The following is a 13,538-nucleotide window of genomic DNA, read 5'->3' as shown; positions in this document are numbered from 1 at the left end:
GGTCACTCCCGGGTTTTCATCACGGAGACAAGGTCGAGACGGTCCACGCGTTGCCGCACCACCATGACGGAGGTGAATGCGGTCGCCAAGACCACAAGCGAGGCGGTGGCATAGGCGGCGGGCGGCAGGACCATCGGAATGTTGTAGAGATCGGAGGTGAAACTCGCGGCCATGAGATGCCCGAGCCCGAAACCGATCAGCCAGCCCAGAGGCTGGGCAAGAGCCGCGATCAGCATGATTTCCCCGACCAGCACATAGGACACTTCCCAGTTCGAGAAGCCCAGAATGCGCAGGGAGGCCAGTTCGCGGGCGCGCTCGGACAGTTGGATGCGGGCGCTGTTATAGGTCAGCCCGACGGTGATCAGCACGGCGACGATGATGAACAACCCGTTCATGATCGAGATATTCTCGTCCAGCGTGGCCGCAAAAGAGGCCTTCATATCGGTGACCCGTACCGCGCCGGAGATCATTGGCGTGTCCTTGATCGCCATGTTGAAGGCCATGTCCTGGCTTGGGTCATGCGTGATATTCGCCACCGAGATTTGCGGTTGGCTGCGGGTGAGCCCGGCCATTTCGTCGCGGGTCATATAGGCCCCGAGGCCGAAGAACTGTTCGGTGATGGCGGCGACGCGCAGGATGTGGGTTTCCCGTCGTCCGGTCATGAATTCGACCTCGACCGTGTCGCCGGGAGAGAGGTTCAGCACCTCGGCGACACGCGTGGTGATCAGCAAGCCGGTGCCCTCCGCCTCGACCACATGGCCGGTCTCGTCAATCGAGCGCGCAAGCGTTGCCCCCGGCCCACGGGTGACGATGGAGAGCTGTTTCTCCAGATGCCCGTGGCGCAGTTTTGCGGGAGTGTAAAGCTCGCCCTCGACCTCCATCACGCCCGGCAGCTTGCGCACATCCTCAAGTGCGGAGAGCGCACGGTCCTTGGTGAACAAAAGCACCGTGTCCTCGCGGTTCGACTGATTGAAGGCGATGTCGGAAATCTTGTCCATCGAATAGGAAAAGAACCCGACCGAGATCATGATCGCCACGGCGAGGGACAGGCCCAGTGTCGACATGGCGGCACGCACGGGCCAGCGAAAGAGCGAGCGCCAGATCATCATCGAGGGCTGGCTGAGCCGGGCGCGCGACAATATCCGGTCGAACAGCGTGCGTTTGTAGCGTGGCGGTGCAGGCGGCGACATCGCGACGGCGGGTGGCAGGCGGGCGGCCCCCATGGCGGAGCGCAATGCTCCGACGGCGGCGGTCAGCAGGGCGAGAAAACCGGAGATCGCATAGGCGTCATAGGAGACGTTGAAGATCAGGTAGGGAAACTTGAAATACTGCGCATATTCCGCCGCCATCCAGCGCGCCGACAGCCCGCCGGTGACCCAGCCGATGGCGATGCCGAGAACGGCGGTGAGCCCGGCCATCAGCACATAATGCGCGGCAATGTGGAGATCGGTATAGCCGAGCGCCTTCAAGAGGCCGATTTCGGCGCGTTCAAGTGCGATGATCCGCCCGATTACCATGTTGACGAGAAAGGCGGAAATGCCAAAGAACACCGGCGGCAGGATGGTCGCCATATTCTTGAGCTGCTTGATCTCCGTGGAGACGAACGCATGCGAGGCCTGGTCGACCCGGCCATAAGCGCCAGTGCCGCCATAGGGCGACAAGAGGTCATCGAGCGCGTCGATCACCCGATCCTCGCTCGCGTCGCGCGACAGCGACAGCGTGACCGTGTTGAACGCGCCCGACATGTCGAACGCGGCGGCGAGCATGTGCTCGGGCATCCACATGACGCCGAAGCTCGCATCGTCGGGCATGAGCGTGCCGGGGCCGATCGCATAGACGAACTCGGGCGAGAGCGCCGTGCCGGTGATGGTGAGCGTCCGTTTCTGCCCCGACATCAGCGCATCGAACCTGTCGCCAAGGGCAAAGCCGTTCGCCTGCGCAAAAGGTTCGGTGACCAGAACCTCGTCGGTCGCCTGCGGATCGGGCAGGCGACCGGAACGCAGGATCGGCACGTTGAGCACGGGCATTTCGCCATTCTCCGGCAGGCTGAGCGCCAGCCCGGTGGCAGATTTCGCCCGGCCCGGAATGTCGAGCATGAGATATTCCTGCACCCGCACCTCCGCGCTCTGGACGCCCTCGATGGCGACGATCTCGCTCAGAAGCGGACGCGGGGCTTTCTCGGCGGTGGCCCAGACATCGGCAAACTCATTGCGCTCATAGAAGGCCTCCAGCGTATCGTCGAGCGCGCGGTACATGCCGAAAGCCGTCAAAAGGATCATCACCCCGCAGGCCAAAACCAAAGCGATGGCGAGCGACTGGCCCCAGAGCCGCCGGAAGTCGCGCAGGAGTTTCTTGTCGAGCGCATGCATGGCTTACCACACGATCTCGGAAGGTTTGATCCGGGTGGCGTTGGTGGCGACCGAGGAAATATTGCCGTCCTGAAACCGGACGACGCGATGCGCCATGGCCTGAATGGCGGCGTTGTGGGTGATGACGATGGCGGTGGTGCCGAGATCCTCGTTGATCTCCCGGATCGCCTCCAGAACCTGCACCCCGGTGGCGCTGTCGAGCGCGCCGGTCGGTTCGTCGCACAAAAGCACCTCGGGGCGCTTGGCGATGGCGCGGGCGATGGCGACGCGCTGTTGTTGACCGCCCGACAGCTCGGCGGGAAAGTGGTCGATCCGGTCGCTCATGCCGACGCGGGCCAAGGCCTCCTCGGCACTCATCGGGTTAGGGGCGATGTCTGTGACCATCTGGACGTTTTCGCGCGCGGTGAGAGACGGCACCAGATTGTAGAACTGAAACACGAAGCCGACATGATCGCGCCGGTAGCGGGTCAGTGCCCGGTCCGAGAGCGTGGTCAGATTGCGGCCACGGAACTCCACAAGGCCCGAGGTCGCATGATCGAGCCCGCCCAGGATGTTCAGAAGCGTCGATTTGCCGGAGCCGGACGGCCCCAGCAGAACGGTCAACTCGGAGGCGTAGAGATCGAGGTCGACACCGCTCAGGGCGTGCACCTCAGTGCCGCCGGTGTGATAGGTTTTCACAAGCTTTTCGGTATGAAAGACCGTCTCGGCCATGGCGTACCCCCTCATGGCGCCAGACTAACCCCATTTCACCTCATCGCCTTGAGACGGGTCAAGCCCGGCTCAGTAATCCCGTTCGAAGAACACGCCAACCCCGGTGTCGCCGTCCGAGCTTGCCGACCCCTTGACCGTCACATGGCGCGAGGCGTCGAGGTTGAGGTTGATCACCGACTGGCCGGCATTGTCGATGGTCACATCGGTGTAGATCTTGTCGGAAATATACTTGCCGAGCTTGAGTGAACTGCCCCCCTCCTCGGAGGTTTGCAGATCGAGATCGTCCAGCCCGAAACTGTCACGGATCGAGCCCACAAGCCCGCCACCGCCGCCGGTGAGGGTCGCCACCGCATCGGTCATCTGTGCCGCCTGAAAGGCCGAGATTTCGGTGAGATCCTTGCCGAAGAGCAGTTGGGCGAGGATTTCGTCCTGGGGCAGGGTGGGCGAGGAGCTGAGCGTCAGTTCGGGCGAACTGAGCGGGCCTTCGGTGATCAACTGCACAGTCATCGTCTCGGTCTCGGTCTCCGCCACAAGCCGCATCGTCGGGTCCAGCTCGCCCTGAAGCGTGACGGCGCCTTCCTTCATGGTGATGCGTTTGCCAAGGATCGACAGCCGCCCGCGGATGAGGGAGAACTGCCCGACCGGGATGACATCCGCCGTGGTGCCGCGCAGGCGGAGCTGGCCACCCAGCTCGGCATCGAGGCCGCGCCCGCGGATGAAGATCTGGTTCGGCGCGCGGAGCGCCAGGTCGAGCCCGTAGGCGGTCGTGCCGTCACCACCATTGGCGCTCGCGATCAGACCCGCGCGGTCGCGGGTCGTGGTGACGGCGGAGGAGGCCCCGACATGGGCGATCTCGGGAATGTCGCCGCCACTGCCAAGGGCCGAGGGCGAAACCGTGACATCGGTGCGCCCGAGAGTCAGCGTGCCTGCGATATTTCCGCCGCCCGCAAGCCCGCCGTCAAAGCTCAGATCGCCGTCGATCGTGGTGCTGTAAAGCTGCGGATCGGAGAGACCCAGCCCGTTCAGACCGATGTCGAGATTGGCGGGCAACGTGCCGGTGAGGCCGATCTGCCCGCTGGTGGTGAGACTGCCGCCGGTGTCGGCTCTGGCCGCGAAATCGAGCTGCGCCTGATCGCCATCGAGCGACACCACGCCGCGATCGACGGTCAACGCCAGCCCGGCGGAGGAGATCACCACGCGCGCCCCGGAATTGACCTGCACCTGGCCGCTGACCGAGGACAGGGCCAAAGGTCCGTTCACCGCCAGATCGAAACGGGTGGTGCCTTGTGTCAGCGCCGCGCTGGTCAGCCGGTTCGACAGGCCCAGCGGGGCCGATCCCGTGAGGGCGAGGGCTGCTGTCGCGAAATCCTGTGTCAGCGTACCGGAGAGCGCGGCGGTCGATCCGCCCGGCCCGGTCATGTCGGCTTGCGCCGTCCATGGTGTCTCCGTACCGGTGTGACGCATCTCGGTCTTGAGGTTCAGCGGGCCGCTCAGCGCGACACCGAGCCGAGCCACATCGTCGAGCTGCGCGGTGAGCGACAGCGCGCCGCTTTCCGTGGCCAGTTGCCCCTCGGCCGCCACGTCGAGCGCTCGGGTTTTCAAACGCGTCGGGCGCAAGGTGAGGCCGGTCGCATCGCGCTTCACCCCGACATTCAGCACGCTTTCGCCGCCGGTGAGCGCGTCGATCTGGTCGGTCCCGATTTTGAGATCGGTGCCGGTCGCCGCCATGTCGATGTCGAAAGTGCCGTTCAGCGGCGAGAGGCTGCCTTTTGCCGTGGCGCTCAGCGCGCCGGACAGGTCCTGCCCCGACAGGGCGGCAAAACGCGCAAGCCGCGGCGTGTCGAGGCTCATGCGCCCGGTGAATTCGAACCCGGCATCCAATCCGTCGATGCTGCCGGAGGCGGTGGCGCGGGTCGCGTCGGTGCGGGCTTCTAGGCTTTCGATTACAAAGGGCTCACCTTCGCGCCAGAACACCTGACCGGTGAGCGCGGGGGCGGTGCCGACGGCTTCTTGCAAGGCGGGGTCGTCGGAGGCAAATCCCTGAACCGCCAGGCCGAACCGGGCTTTGATCGCGCCCAGAACCGTACCTGCATCATCGCGATTTTGGGTGATCGTGCCCTGCGCGCCCAAACGTGCCGACCCGATGTCGAGCCCGTCCTGCGCATAGCCCGCGATATCGACCGAGGCCGACCAGCTCTGGCCGCGTGTGACGTCATAATTGGCGAGAATTTCGGCATGTTCGACCATGGAGCGCGCCGAGCCGAAGGGTAAAAGCACGGGCCGGTCATCGGGGCTCTCAAGCGTGCCGGAGAGCGAGAAGGCGGAGGGCCAGCCATCGGCGGCGATGGTCGTAGCGCCCACGAGCGACAGGGTCCGGGTCGAGAGCGCGAAGCGTTCGAGGTCGAAACCGCCTTCGGGATAGGAGACGCCCTGCGCGGTGAGCGTCGAGGACGGACCGAAGAACCGGGCGTATTCGGCGCTAAAGAGCGGGGTCAGATCGCCCGAGAGATCGGCGGAAAACCGGCGCGGCGCGGGGGCGTCGGGTGCCTCCTCATCGGGTTCTGCGGTGAGCGCCACACGACCCGTGAGCCGCTCTTCGCCCTGTGTCGCAAGCGTGATGTCGGTGGCAAAGCCGTCGAGCGGGCCGGAGCCTTTGGCGGTGAGCGCCAGAGAGGGGGAGCCGGGGAGGTTCGCAAGCGTTGAGACGATACCACCGGGCCCTTCGGCGAGCGAAAGGTCGAGCGACAGCTCTTCGGAGGTGTTGTCGAAGGCGGCGGCGAGGGAAAATGCGCCCTCCGTGCCGTCGATGCGGGTGATCTCGAGCGCCGTGTCGCCGGAACCGTCCTTGAGTGTTGCCGAGCCAGTGAGGCTGATTTCCACCGCTTCGCCGAGTTTGAGCACGGGGGCACCGAGATGCACGCGCTCCGCCTCGATGGCGCCGATGTCGATGGACACCGGCAGATCGGGCAGGGAAAACGGTTTGGCCTCCGGGGCGGGCAGATCGACGCCAGCATCCTCGCCCGCGACGGGCAGGCGGTCGAAGACGATCTCCCCTGCGGCGATCCGCGTCACCTCGAGCCGCCCGGCCAACAGCGCTTTGCGGCTCCAGTTCAGCTCGGCATCGCGGAGCGTGAACCAGACGCCGTCGGCGTCGGCGATGGTGAGTTCGTCCATCGTCGCGGTAGAAGACAGAAGCCCCTTGAAGCCTTCGATGCGAATGTCGCGCCCGGCACCCGACAGGTTGTCTTCGAGAAAGCCGACGATCATAGAACGGTCGCGCGCGGTCTCGGCCGAGTTGTCCGCTTCGTTCACACTGTCCTGCGCGGCAAGTGTAAGCGGCAGGGTGGCGGCGAGGGTGATGGGGAGAAGCTTTTTCAAAACGCCTGTCCGATCCCGATGTAGATTTGCACCCCGTCGCCGGTGTCGCCGGACACGGGGCCCGCGAGGTCGAAGCGGATCGGGCCGAAGCCGGTGTTGTAACGCAGGCCAAGCCCCGCCCCCGCATGCCATTCGGCGTCTTCGCCGGGCAGGGCGGAGGTGCCGATGCCGCCGAGATCGTAGAACCCCACGACAGAAATATTACCTTTGACCTTGGTGCGCAGCTCGCCGGAGAAGCCGAGGAAGCTCGCGCCTCCGGTTTCATCGCCACCGCCCAGATCGACGCCGAGCGATTGATAGGGTTGCCCCCGCACCGTCCCGCCGCCACCGGAGAAGAACAGCATGTCGGGCGGCACTTCGGTGTAATCGGCCCAGACGATCGAGCCGAGCTGCAACCGTGCGGCAAGGGTGAAGCGGTCATCCCCGCCAAAGGCGCGATAGGCGCGCCCGTCGGCGAAAAGCCGTGTGCCGGAGGCGGAGTCGCCGACCCCGATGAAGGGCAGGATTTCGGCCTCGAAATAGCTTCCGGAAGTCGGGTTCAACGCATTGTCACGCGTGTCGCGGCTGCCGTCGATGGGTAGGATGACATGCGAGAAACTGCGCGAACCGAGATCGTCCTCGACCTCGGAATAGCGATAGCCCAGCCCGGCGGAAAACGTCGAATTGGGCGAGGTCTCGACCTCGAAACCCAGAGTGAACTGTCCGCTGTCGGACAGGTAATCCGGTTCGTCGAGATGTTCGATCGTGGCGCCCAGAACCAGCGTGGTCTTGCGCGTCACGGTGGCCGGACGGCGATAGCTGGCCGACAGGGTCGCGTCCACGCCGGTGGTGCTGCCGAGCCCCGCGACTTCGCCTTCGAAACGCAGCCGGTCGGCATTGTCGGTGATGTTGCGATGCATCCAGTAGGCGCTCAGCGTGCCGCCCTCGAGCGAGGACAGCTCGGCGCCGAAACCGAGGCGGCGGGTCTTTTCATCGACCAGCGTGGCGGTGATGTCGAGACTGTTGTCGGAGTTCAGCTCGGCGGCCTCACGCAGGGTGATCGAGCGGAAGGTGCCGGTTTTTTGCAGCCGCTTGGTGACGAGGGCGAGCTTTTCCGGGCTGTAGTCGCTGCCGGTCGGCATGTTGGCGATGCGCCGCAGCCGGTCGTCGCGTACGGTCGTCTTGCCCGCGAAATGCAGCTCGCCAAAGGTGACTGCGGGGCCGGGGTCGATGGTCAGTTCGGCGTCGAGCGTCTCGTCGCGGTGATCGGCGACGATGGATTGGCCGGCGAGTTCCGCCTTGGCGTGCGAGGCGGCGCGCCAGCTGTCGATGGCGATGTCGGAGGCGTCGGCGATGAGGTTGGAATGGGCGACCTTGCCGCTTGCGAACCCCTCCGGCAATTCGGTGCCGGGAGCAAGCGGTGCGACACGCGCGGTGCCGAAGACGAAACGCGGTCCCGGAGTGACGCTGATGACCACGTTCTGAATGGAAGACGGCAGGGAAATCAGCGACATGGCGGCGCCTTCCTGACCGTCCACCCGGATTGAAATGCTGGGCCCGTAATAGCCTTCGCGATAGAGCGCGCCGATCAGGCTGCGATAATCGCTCTGCACGGCGGCAATGATTTCCTCAGGGGCGGTGACATCGGTGTCGGCGGCCTCGAGCACCGCGGAGGCGGCTTTGAGCTGGGCCTTGAGCTCGTCGCTCGCAGAGGTCTCAAGACGCGCATCGAAGGCCTGCGCCGTGGTCGCGCAAAGCAGCAGAATGGCGGATAGAGCAATTGATCTTGTGGCGTTCGGCACGGTCGAGTTTCCCTCGGAATTCCTCCGGACGGTTCCCCCGTCGCTGCGACTATGCGGATTTTGCGCGCCGGAGGAAAGGGGCTCCGGGTGGATTTTCTCCCCGTTTCCTTCCGTGTTTCCGGCGAGCGGCAGTTTGTCGCTTGCTCCGTTGTGCCCCGGGCCTTAGGGTCCGCGAAAAATGGAGGGCGAGATGGCCGAATGTGAGATTTGTGGGGCGTCGGGGCCTCTGACCGAAGTGGCGATGAGCCCGCGGACGGATGTGGTCGCCCTGTGCGAGACCTGTGCGGCGGGGCTCAAGGGTGAGCTGGTGCCTGAGGGCCATTGGCAGGCGTTGACGGGCTCCATGTGGTCTGAGCGCGATGCGGTCAAGGTTGTGTCCTGGCGTCTGCTCAACCGGTTCCGCGACGAGGCCTGGGCGGCGGATGCGCTCGAGATGCTCTATCTCGAACCGGAGGTCGAGGAGTGGGCCAAGGCCGCCGGTCCCGAAGTGATCCACCGCGACAGTGTCGGCGCGGTGTTGTCCTCGGGCGATACGGTGGTTCTGATCAAGGATCTGCCGGTCAAGGGCGGCGGGTTTACCGCAAAACGCGGCACGGCGGTGCGCGGGATTTCCCTGGTGCCGGACAACGCGGGCCATATCGAAGGCCGTGTCGAAGGTCAGCGCATCGTGATCCTGACCGAGTTCGTGAAAAAGCGCTGAACCCAGGTTAACGGGAAAATTGACAGGGTTTCAAAGGTGGCGTATCGGGCGCATGATGCACTTGGATGCAGCGTGCCGCCCGTCGCGTGGCCGGTCGACATTTTCGACACGGCAAATGAGCGGGCCCTTTTGAAAGATCCGGATCATGGCGGGGAGCGTGTTTTCCTCGGGAGACCTGACGGCGGACCGTCGGGCCTCTTTCGCCGAAACCCTTGCGCATCTGGGCGATCTCGCCGGGGCGATCGAAACCCTGTCGGGAGCGCTCGAGCTGGCGCCGGGTTGGGCCGCTGGCTGGTTTCGTTTGGGCGAGTTCATGGAGCTTGCGGGCGCGGAGGAGGCGGCCTGTGACGCCTGGGATAAGGCGGTTCTGGCCGATCCCGCGGACTCTCTGGGAGCCGGGTTGAAACGCGATCTGGCGCGGCGGGTGCCGGTGGCGGAGGCGATGCCATCCGCCTTCATCGAGCTGTTGTTCGATCAATACGCGCCACGGTTCGAACGCTCTCTGGTCGAAAAGCTTGGCTATCGCGGGCCGGAAATTCTTGTGGAGGCACTGAGGCTTGCCGGACGGACGCAGTTCGGGTCCGTGCTCGATCTCGGCTGTGGCACCGGGCTTATGGGGGCGGCTCTGCGCCCGATCTCGGCGTGGCTTGAAGGCTATGACATTTCCGACGGCATGCTGGTCGAGGCGGATCGCAAGGGCATCTACGATGTGCTCGAGAAACGCGACATCGCCCGGCTCGATGTGAGCGAGCGGCGCTATGAACTGATCGTTGCGGCCGACGTGTTCATCTATCTGGGCGCGCTGGAGCGCGTGATTGGCTGGTGCGCCGGATCGCTATCGGAGGGGGGCGTTTTGGCTTTTACCGTGGAACTGGGCGAGAGGCCGGTGCACCTGCGCGAGAGCCGTCGATTTGCCCATTCGCAGGCCTATGTCGAGGGGCTTTTGGCGGAGGCGGGGTTTGGCTCCGTGCGCCTGATGCCCTGTGTGATCCGTGAAGACCGCAGCGTACCGATCGACGGGCTGGCCGTCGTGGCGGGCGGTCTGAGGCTGCGCCATGACCGGGAAGGCGATGGCGATCTGATGGCGTTTGCCTGAGTAGTTCGCCTGAGGTTAGTCGACCGGGATGAAGGTGTAAAAGGTGAGCCCCGCGCCGATCTCGCGGGTGATGATGTAATCGCCGCTCAGACGGTACTGGATGACCCCGGTTCCGCCATGGGTCGGGTCCTGCCGCTCCGCCGTGCTTTTGAAGGTCACGACCACCCGGCCAAGACAGGACACATCCGCCGCAGGGTCCGGGCCGTTCTCGTCGAAATATGTGATAACCCGTTCTTCGCATTGGGTTTTATCGGTGATCGAGAGGGGCGTGTTGTAAATCTCGCCGGAGAGGAACCCGGGGTCCTCTCCGGGATAATTGACCTCGGTAAAGATCTGCTGAACCGCGGTCGACTGGCTCGCGTCCAGCGTCAGGTCGAGCGTGACAGGGCGGTCGAGATGCCTGTCGATCTCCGCAAGGAGGCTGGCATTGGAATAACCGGTCAGCGACAGCGTGCCTTCGAGCGTCTCCGCAAAAACGGGACTGGCGAAGCAGGCGAGCGTGAGGAGCAGGGGCAGGCGCATGGCGGTCTCCGACGAGGACTCGAACAGTGTAACGGCTTTGCGTGACCTGTCCACTTTCCTGATCTTTGCACATGAAAAAGGCCCGGGCGCGCGTAGCGTCCGGGCCGATTTGTTCCGCGTTTGCCTAAACTTAGGCGAGAACGAGGTTCACCGCAGATTCGCGACCGTCACGACCGGCTTCGATGTCGAAGGTGACCTTCGCGCCATCGGCCAGACCGGTGAGGCCAGAGCGCTCAACGGCAGAGATGTGCACGAACACGTCTTTGCTGCCGCCTTCCGGCTGAATGAAGCCGAAACCTTTGGTGGAATTGAACCATTTCACGGTGCCATTGGCCATCGTGTGTACTCCTGTTTGTCTTGTCGCTCGCGAAAGTGCAGCGACCCGGCGTCGTCGTAGTCGTTCGATGACTGTGGCCGGTTAGGGAGAACAGAAGGGTCGAAAGAGGTAACTTAGCGCGGCCCTTATGACAGGTTTTCAGGGGGTTGAATAGGGGGATTTTGCGCTGTCGGCAAAGCGTCGGTTTTGCGTCGGACTTCTGTCGGCCCCCGCGCGCGGTGGGATCAGGCGGGGTTAACCGGCATCTGTCAGCGTGAGGCATCGTTTTTGAGGAGAGTGCCATGCGAGAGAGTGCCATCAGACGCCCGACCAAAACCCAACGCCTCGCACAGGAGCGCCTGCAACGCCACGCGGAGGCGCTGGGCCGGCTCGATACGTTCGACTGGGACGTGGCGCAGATCGTGCCGGAGGCCTGGGCGACGCTGGAACAGGATCTGGATGTCACCGAGAAGAAGATGAAGGTGACGTTGCGACTGGATGAGAGTGTGGCGAAGTTTTTCCGGGCGCAGGGGCCGGGCTATCAGGCGCGGATCAACCATGTGCTTGGCACCTATGCGCAGATGAAGATCGCGGATGTGGCGGTGACGGAGCGCAAGGTGGAGGCTCTGGTGCGGGCGCGGAAGGCGGGGTTGAGTGAGGAGGAGCAGATGCGGGCTTGGCGGGAGGCGGAGTGAGGGAGTGTAAGGCGCTGGTTTGGAGAGGTCGTTTTGTCATGGGGACCAATCAAAGATGCGCAGCATCTTTGACGCGAGCCTTCGGCGCAGCCGAGGGCGTGGCTGGCAGCACATTGCAAAGCAATGTGTGAGAAGACGCCTTACCCTTCCCCCCGTCACGCCGGAGGCGTGCCGACTATGATCGGCGCACCTTTGGTGCGACGGGAAGGCGCGTTTCACACGCCTACCCCTAAAGGTCAGGCGCGGGGGTTGCCATAATCCACGCTTCGCATAAGCTATGCGCATATTTTAGTTATGGGGCTGTTAGATGAATAAAGAGGCTGCAAAAGCTGCAAAAGCCACCGACCCATCGTCGGAAACATCGAAGAAACTGACTTGCGGCATTGTAATGCCAATTTCAGAGATTGATGGTTGCCCGAGTTCACATTGGAGCGATGTACGATCAATAATAATCGAAGCAGCAGAAAATGCAGGTTTTGAAGCAAAGTTGGTGAGTGAGTCTGAGGATATTGGTGTTATCCAAGCGCGCATTGTTCAGAACATTTACGATGCTGACATCGTTGTCTGCGATGTCAGTGGGAAAAATGCCAATGTAATGTTTGAACTAGGGCTACGTCTAGCTTTCGATAAACCTGCAATTGTTCTTAAGGATGATCAAACCTCCTACAGTTTTGATACATCACCAATTGAACATCTCGAATACCCGCGTGACCTGCGTTACAATGAGATCATTGACCTGAAAAAGAAACTCGCATCGAGGCTTAAGGCCACGTTAGAAGCTAGCACAAAAGCGGAATATCAGTCGTTCTTAAAACACTTTGGTAAGTTCAAAGTTACAGGCCTCGAAACCAAAGAAATTGATAAGGAAGACTTTATTTTGGCGGAGTTGAAGTCCATGAAATCCATGATGGGCGATTTGCAGCGGAGTCCCGTTCACATTGTTGAATTTGGTACAGGCAAAGCATATCCTTCATCTTATACTTATAAAGGTTTAAAAACTTTCCCTTCCAAAGAAGTTAATTACAAGAATTCTCTTAAAAATGCGCTTCTCTCTGCCGTTGAGGATTTGGGCTATGGTTTTGGCGAGTTAAAAGAGCGTAAAGAAGAATTGATACTTCGGATGATGGAGGTGTCCCCCAGTATAGTTAGTCGGTATGGAGGTGAAGATAGTTTTCGAATGAAAGTTGAAAATTTAATTAACATATTGGCTGAAGAATTTTGAAATCCGTGAGTAGGAAGCATGCTTTCCACTCAAAAAATAAGGTTCCTTCAGGCACCTTATTTTCATGCCTTCGGTAATCCCCCCATTTTTAGAGGGGCGTATCAGTAGAATCTAAGCTGCTGTCAGTTTCTGTATCGGGGTCATGCCGCCGATGCCCATGTTTGGTCTTTCGTTGTTGTAAGTCCAGAGCCATTTCGTTGCGTGATCCTGCACGTCTTCAATGCTTTCGAAGTGGTATCGCCCGAGCCATTCGGTGCGAACTGTCCGATTGTAGCGCTCGATATAAGCGTTCTGCTGGGGCTTGCCCGGCTGGATGTAAAGCAGCCCGATCCCCGCCTTCTCGGCCCATGTTTGGAGCCTGCCACTGACATATTCCGGGCCGTTATCTACGCGAATGGCCAGAGGTTTGCCTCGCCAGGCGATGATCTGGTCCAGCGCCCGAACAACGCGCTCGGCGGGCAGTGAGAAGTCCACTTCGATGGCCAGGCCCTCGCGGTTGAAGTCATCAAGCACGTTCAATGTGCGGAATGCCCGACCGTCAGCCAGCTGATCGGCCATAAAGTCCATCGACCACACCTCATTCGGGGCCTCAGGCACGACCAGCGGTTCCGGTTTCTCGCGCTGCAGCCGCTTCCGAGGCTTGATCCGCATGTTCAGCTCCAACTCGCGGTAGATGCGGTACACGCGTTTGTGGTTCCAGCCAAAACCTTTGACGTTCCGCAGATGCAAAAAGCACAGACCAAACCCC

Annotated in this window: 11 protein-coding genes; 4 read left to right on the top strand and 7 right to left on the bottom strand. The window is 62.2% G+C overall.

Annotated elements, in window-relative coordinates; genetic code table 11:
• Positions 1-2 precede the first annotated feature (2 nt).
• The 4 genes from NH195_RS13955 to NH195_RS13940 all read right to left on the bottom strand — a co-directional run bounded on the left by NH195_RS13955 (position 3) and on the right by NH195_RS13940 (position 8,239).
• Positions 3-2,369: an ABC transporter permease gene (locus NH195_RS13955; protein WP_066708098.1), complete on the bottom strand. Its 2,367-nt coding sequence runs from the start codon at positions 2,367-2,369 to the stop codon at positions 3-5.
• Between the two features lie 3 nt (positions 2,370-2,372).
• A complete protein-coding gene (locus NH195_RS13950; protein ID WP_066708095.1) occupies positions 2,373-3,080 on the bottom strand; it encodes an ABC transporter ATP-binding protein in 708 nt (235 codons plus the stop codon).
• Between the two features lie 69 nt (positions 3,081-3,149).
• A complete protein-coding gene (locus NH195_RS13945; protein ID WP_066708093.1) occupies positions 3,150-6,458 on the bottom strand; it encodes a translocation/assembly module TamB domain-containing protein in 3,309 nt (1,102 codons plus the stop codon).
• Positions 6,455-8,239, bottom strand: coding sequence for an autotransporter assembly complex protein TamA (locus NH195_RS13940; protein ID WP_066708091.1), 1,785 nt, complete (start codon positions 8,237-8,239; stop codon positions 6,455-6,457). Before NH195_RS13940 ends, NH195_RS13945 begins: the two co-directional genes overlap by 4 nt.
• Positions 8,240-8,429: 190 nt before the next feature.
• On the opposite strand from NH195_RS13940, the gene NH195_RS13935 reads away from it, so the two are divergent.
• A complete protein-coding gene (locus tag NH195_RS13935; RefSeq protein ID WP_066708123.1) occupies positions 8,430-8,939 on the top strand; it encodes a PhnA domain-containing protein in 510 nt (169 codons plus the stop codon).
• Positions 8,940-9,084: 145 nt separating this feature from the next.
• Complete coding sequence (locus NH195_RS13930; RefSeq protein WP_066708088.1) at positions 9,085-10,035, top strand: class I SAM-dependent methyltransferase; 951 nt, start codon at positions 9,085-9,087, stop codon at positions 10,033-10,035.
• A gap of 15 nt (positions 10,036-10,050) precedes the next feature.
• Here the strand turns inward: NH195_RS13930 and NH195_RS13925 are convergent, their stop codons facing one another.
• Positions 10,051-10,557, bottom strand: a complete 507-nt coding sequence (locus NH195_RS13925) for a hypothetical protein (protein ID WP_066708085.1) — start codon at positions 10,555-10,557, stop codon at positions 10,051-10,053.
• A 130-nt stretch (positions 10,558-10,687) separates the two neighbouring features.
• Entirely contained in the window at positions 10,688-10,894 is a 207-nt protein-coding gene (locus NH195_RS13920; RefSeq protein ID WP_066708083.1) for a cold-shock protein, read from the bottom strand.
• A 281-nt stretch (positions 10,895-11,175) separates the two neighbouring features.
• Here NH195_RS13920 and NH195_RS13915 point away from each other — a divergent pair, with 281 nt between their 5' ends.
• Complete coding sequence (locus NH195_RS13915) at positions 11,176-11,568, top strand: BrnA antitoxin family protein (RefSeq protein ID WP_066708080.1); 393 nt, start codon at positions 11,176-11,178, stop codon at positions 11,566-11,568.
• 307 nt (positions 11,569-11,875) lie between these two features.
• Complete coding sequence (locus NH195_RS13910; protein WP_155846182.1) at positions 11,876-12,790, top strand: RNA helicase; 915 nt, start codon at positions 11,876-11,878, stop codon at positions 12,788-12,790.
• 111 nt (positions 12,791-12,901) lie between these two features.
• Here the strand turns inward: NH195_RS13910 and NH195_RS13905 are convergent.
• Positions 12,902-13,538 (bottom strand): IS3 family transposase (locus tag NH195_RS13905; protein WP_066701789.1); only part of this gene is annotated, 637 nt, incomplete at its 5' end.

It is taken from the genome of Celeribacter ethanolicus, assembly GCF_001550095.1.
Taxonomy (GTDB): Bacteria; Pseudomonadota; Alphaproteobacteria; order Rhodobacterales; family Rhodobacteraceae; genus Celeribacter; species Celeribacter ethanolicus.
The sequence above is the reverse complement of the archived record's forward strand: the minus strand, read 5'-3'. Positions and strand labels throughout refer to the sequence as shown.

Excerpts from the sequence above, each read along its gene's own strand:
- NH195_RS13925 (WP_066708085.1), bottom strand. The coding sequence starts at position 10,557 with ATGCGCCTGCCCCTGCTCCTCACGCTCGCCTGCTTCGCCAGTCCCGTT.
- NH195_RS13920 (WP_066708083.1), bottom strand. The coding sequence starts at position 10,894 with ATGGCCAATGGCACCGTGAAATGGTTCAATTCCACCAAAGGTTTCGGC.
- NH195_RS13950 (WP_066708095.1), bottom strand. The coding sequence starts at position 3,080 with ATGGCCGAGACGGTCTTTCATACCGAAAAGCTTGTGAAAACCTATCAC.
- NH195_RS13935 (WP_066708123.1), top strand. The coding sequence starts at position 8,430 with ATGGCCGAATGTGAGATTTGTGGGGCGTCGGGGCCTCTGACCGAAGTG.
- NH195_RS13910 (WP_155846182.1), top strand. The coding sequence starts at position 11,876 with ATGAATAAAGAGGCTGCAAAAGCTGCAAAAGCCACCGACCCATCGTCG.
- NH195_RS13930 (WP_066708088.1), top strand. The coding sequence starts at position 9,085 with ATGGCGGGGAGCGTGTTTTCCTCGGGAGACCTGACGGCGGACCGTCGG.
- NH195_RS13955 (WP_066708098.1), bottom strand. The coding sequence starts at position 2,369 with ATGCATGCGCTCGACAAGAAACTCCTGCGCGACTTCCGGCGGCTCTGG.
- NH195_RS13915 (WP_066708080.1), top strand. The coding sequence starts at position 11,176 with ATGCGAGAGAGTGCCATCAGACGCCCGACCAAAACCCAACGCCTCGCA.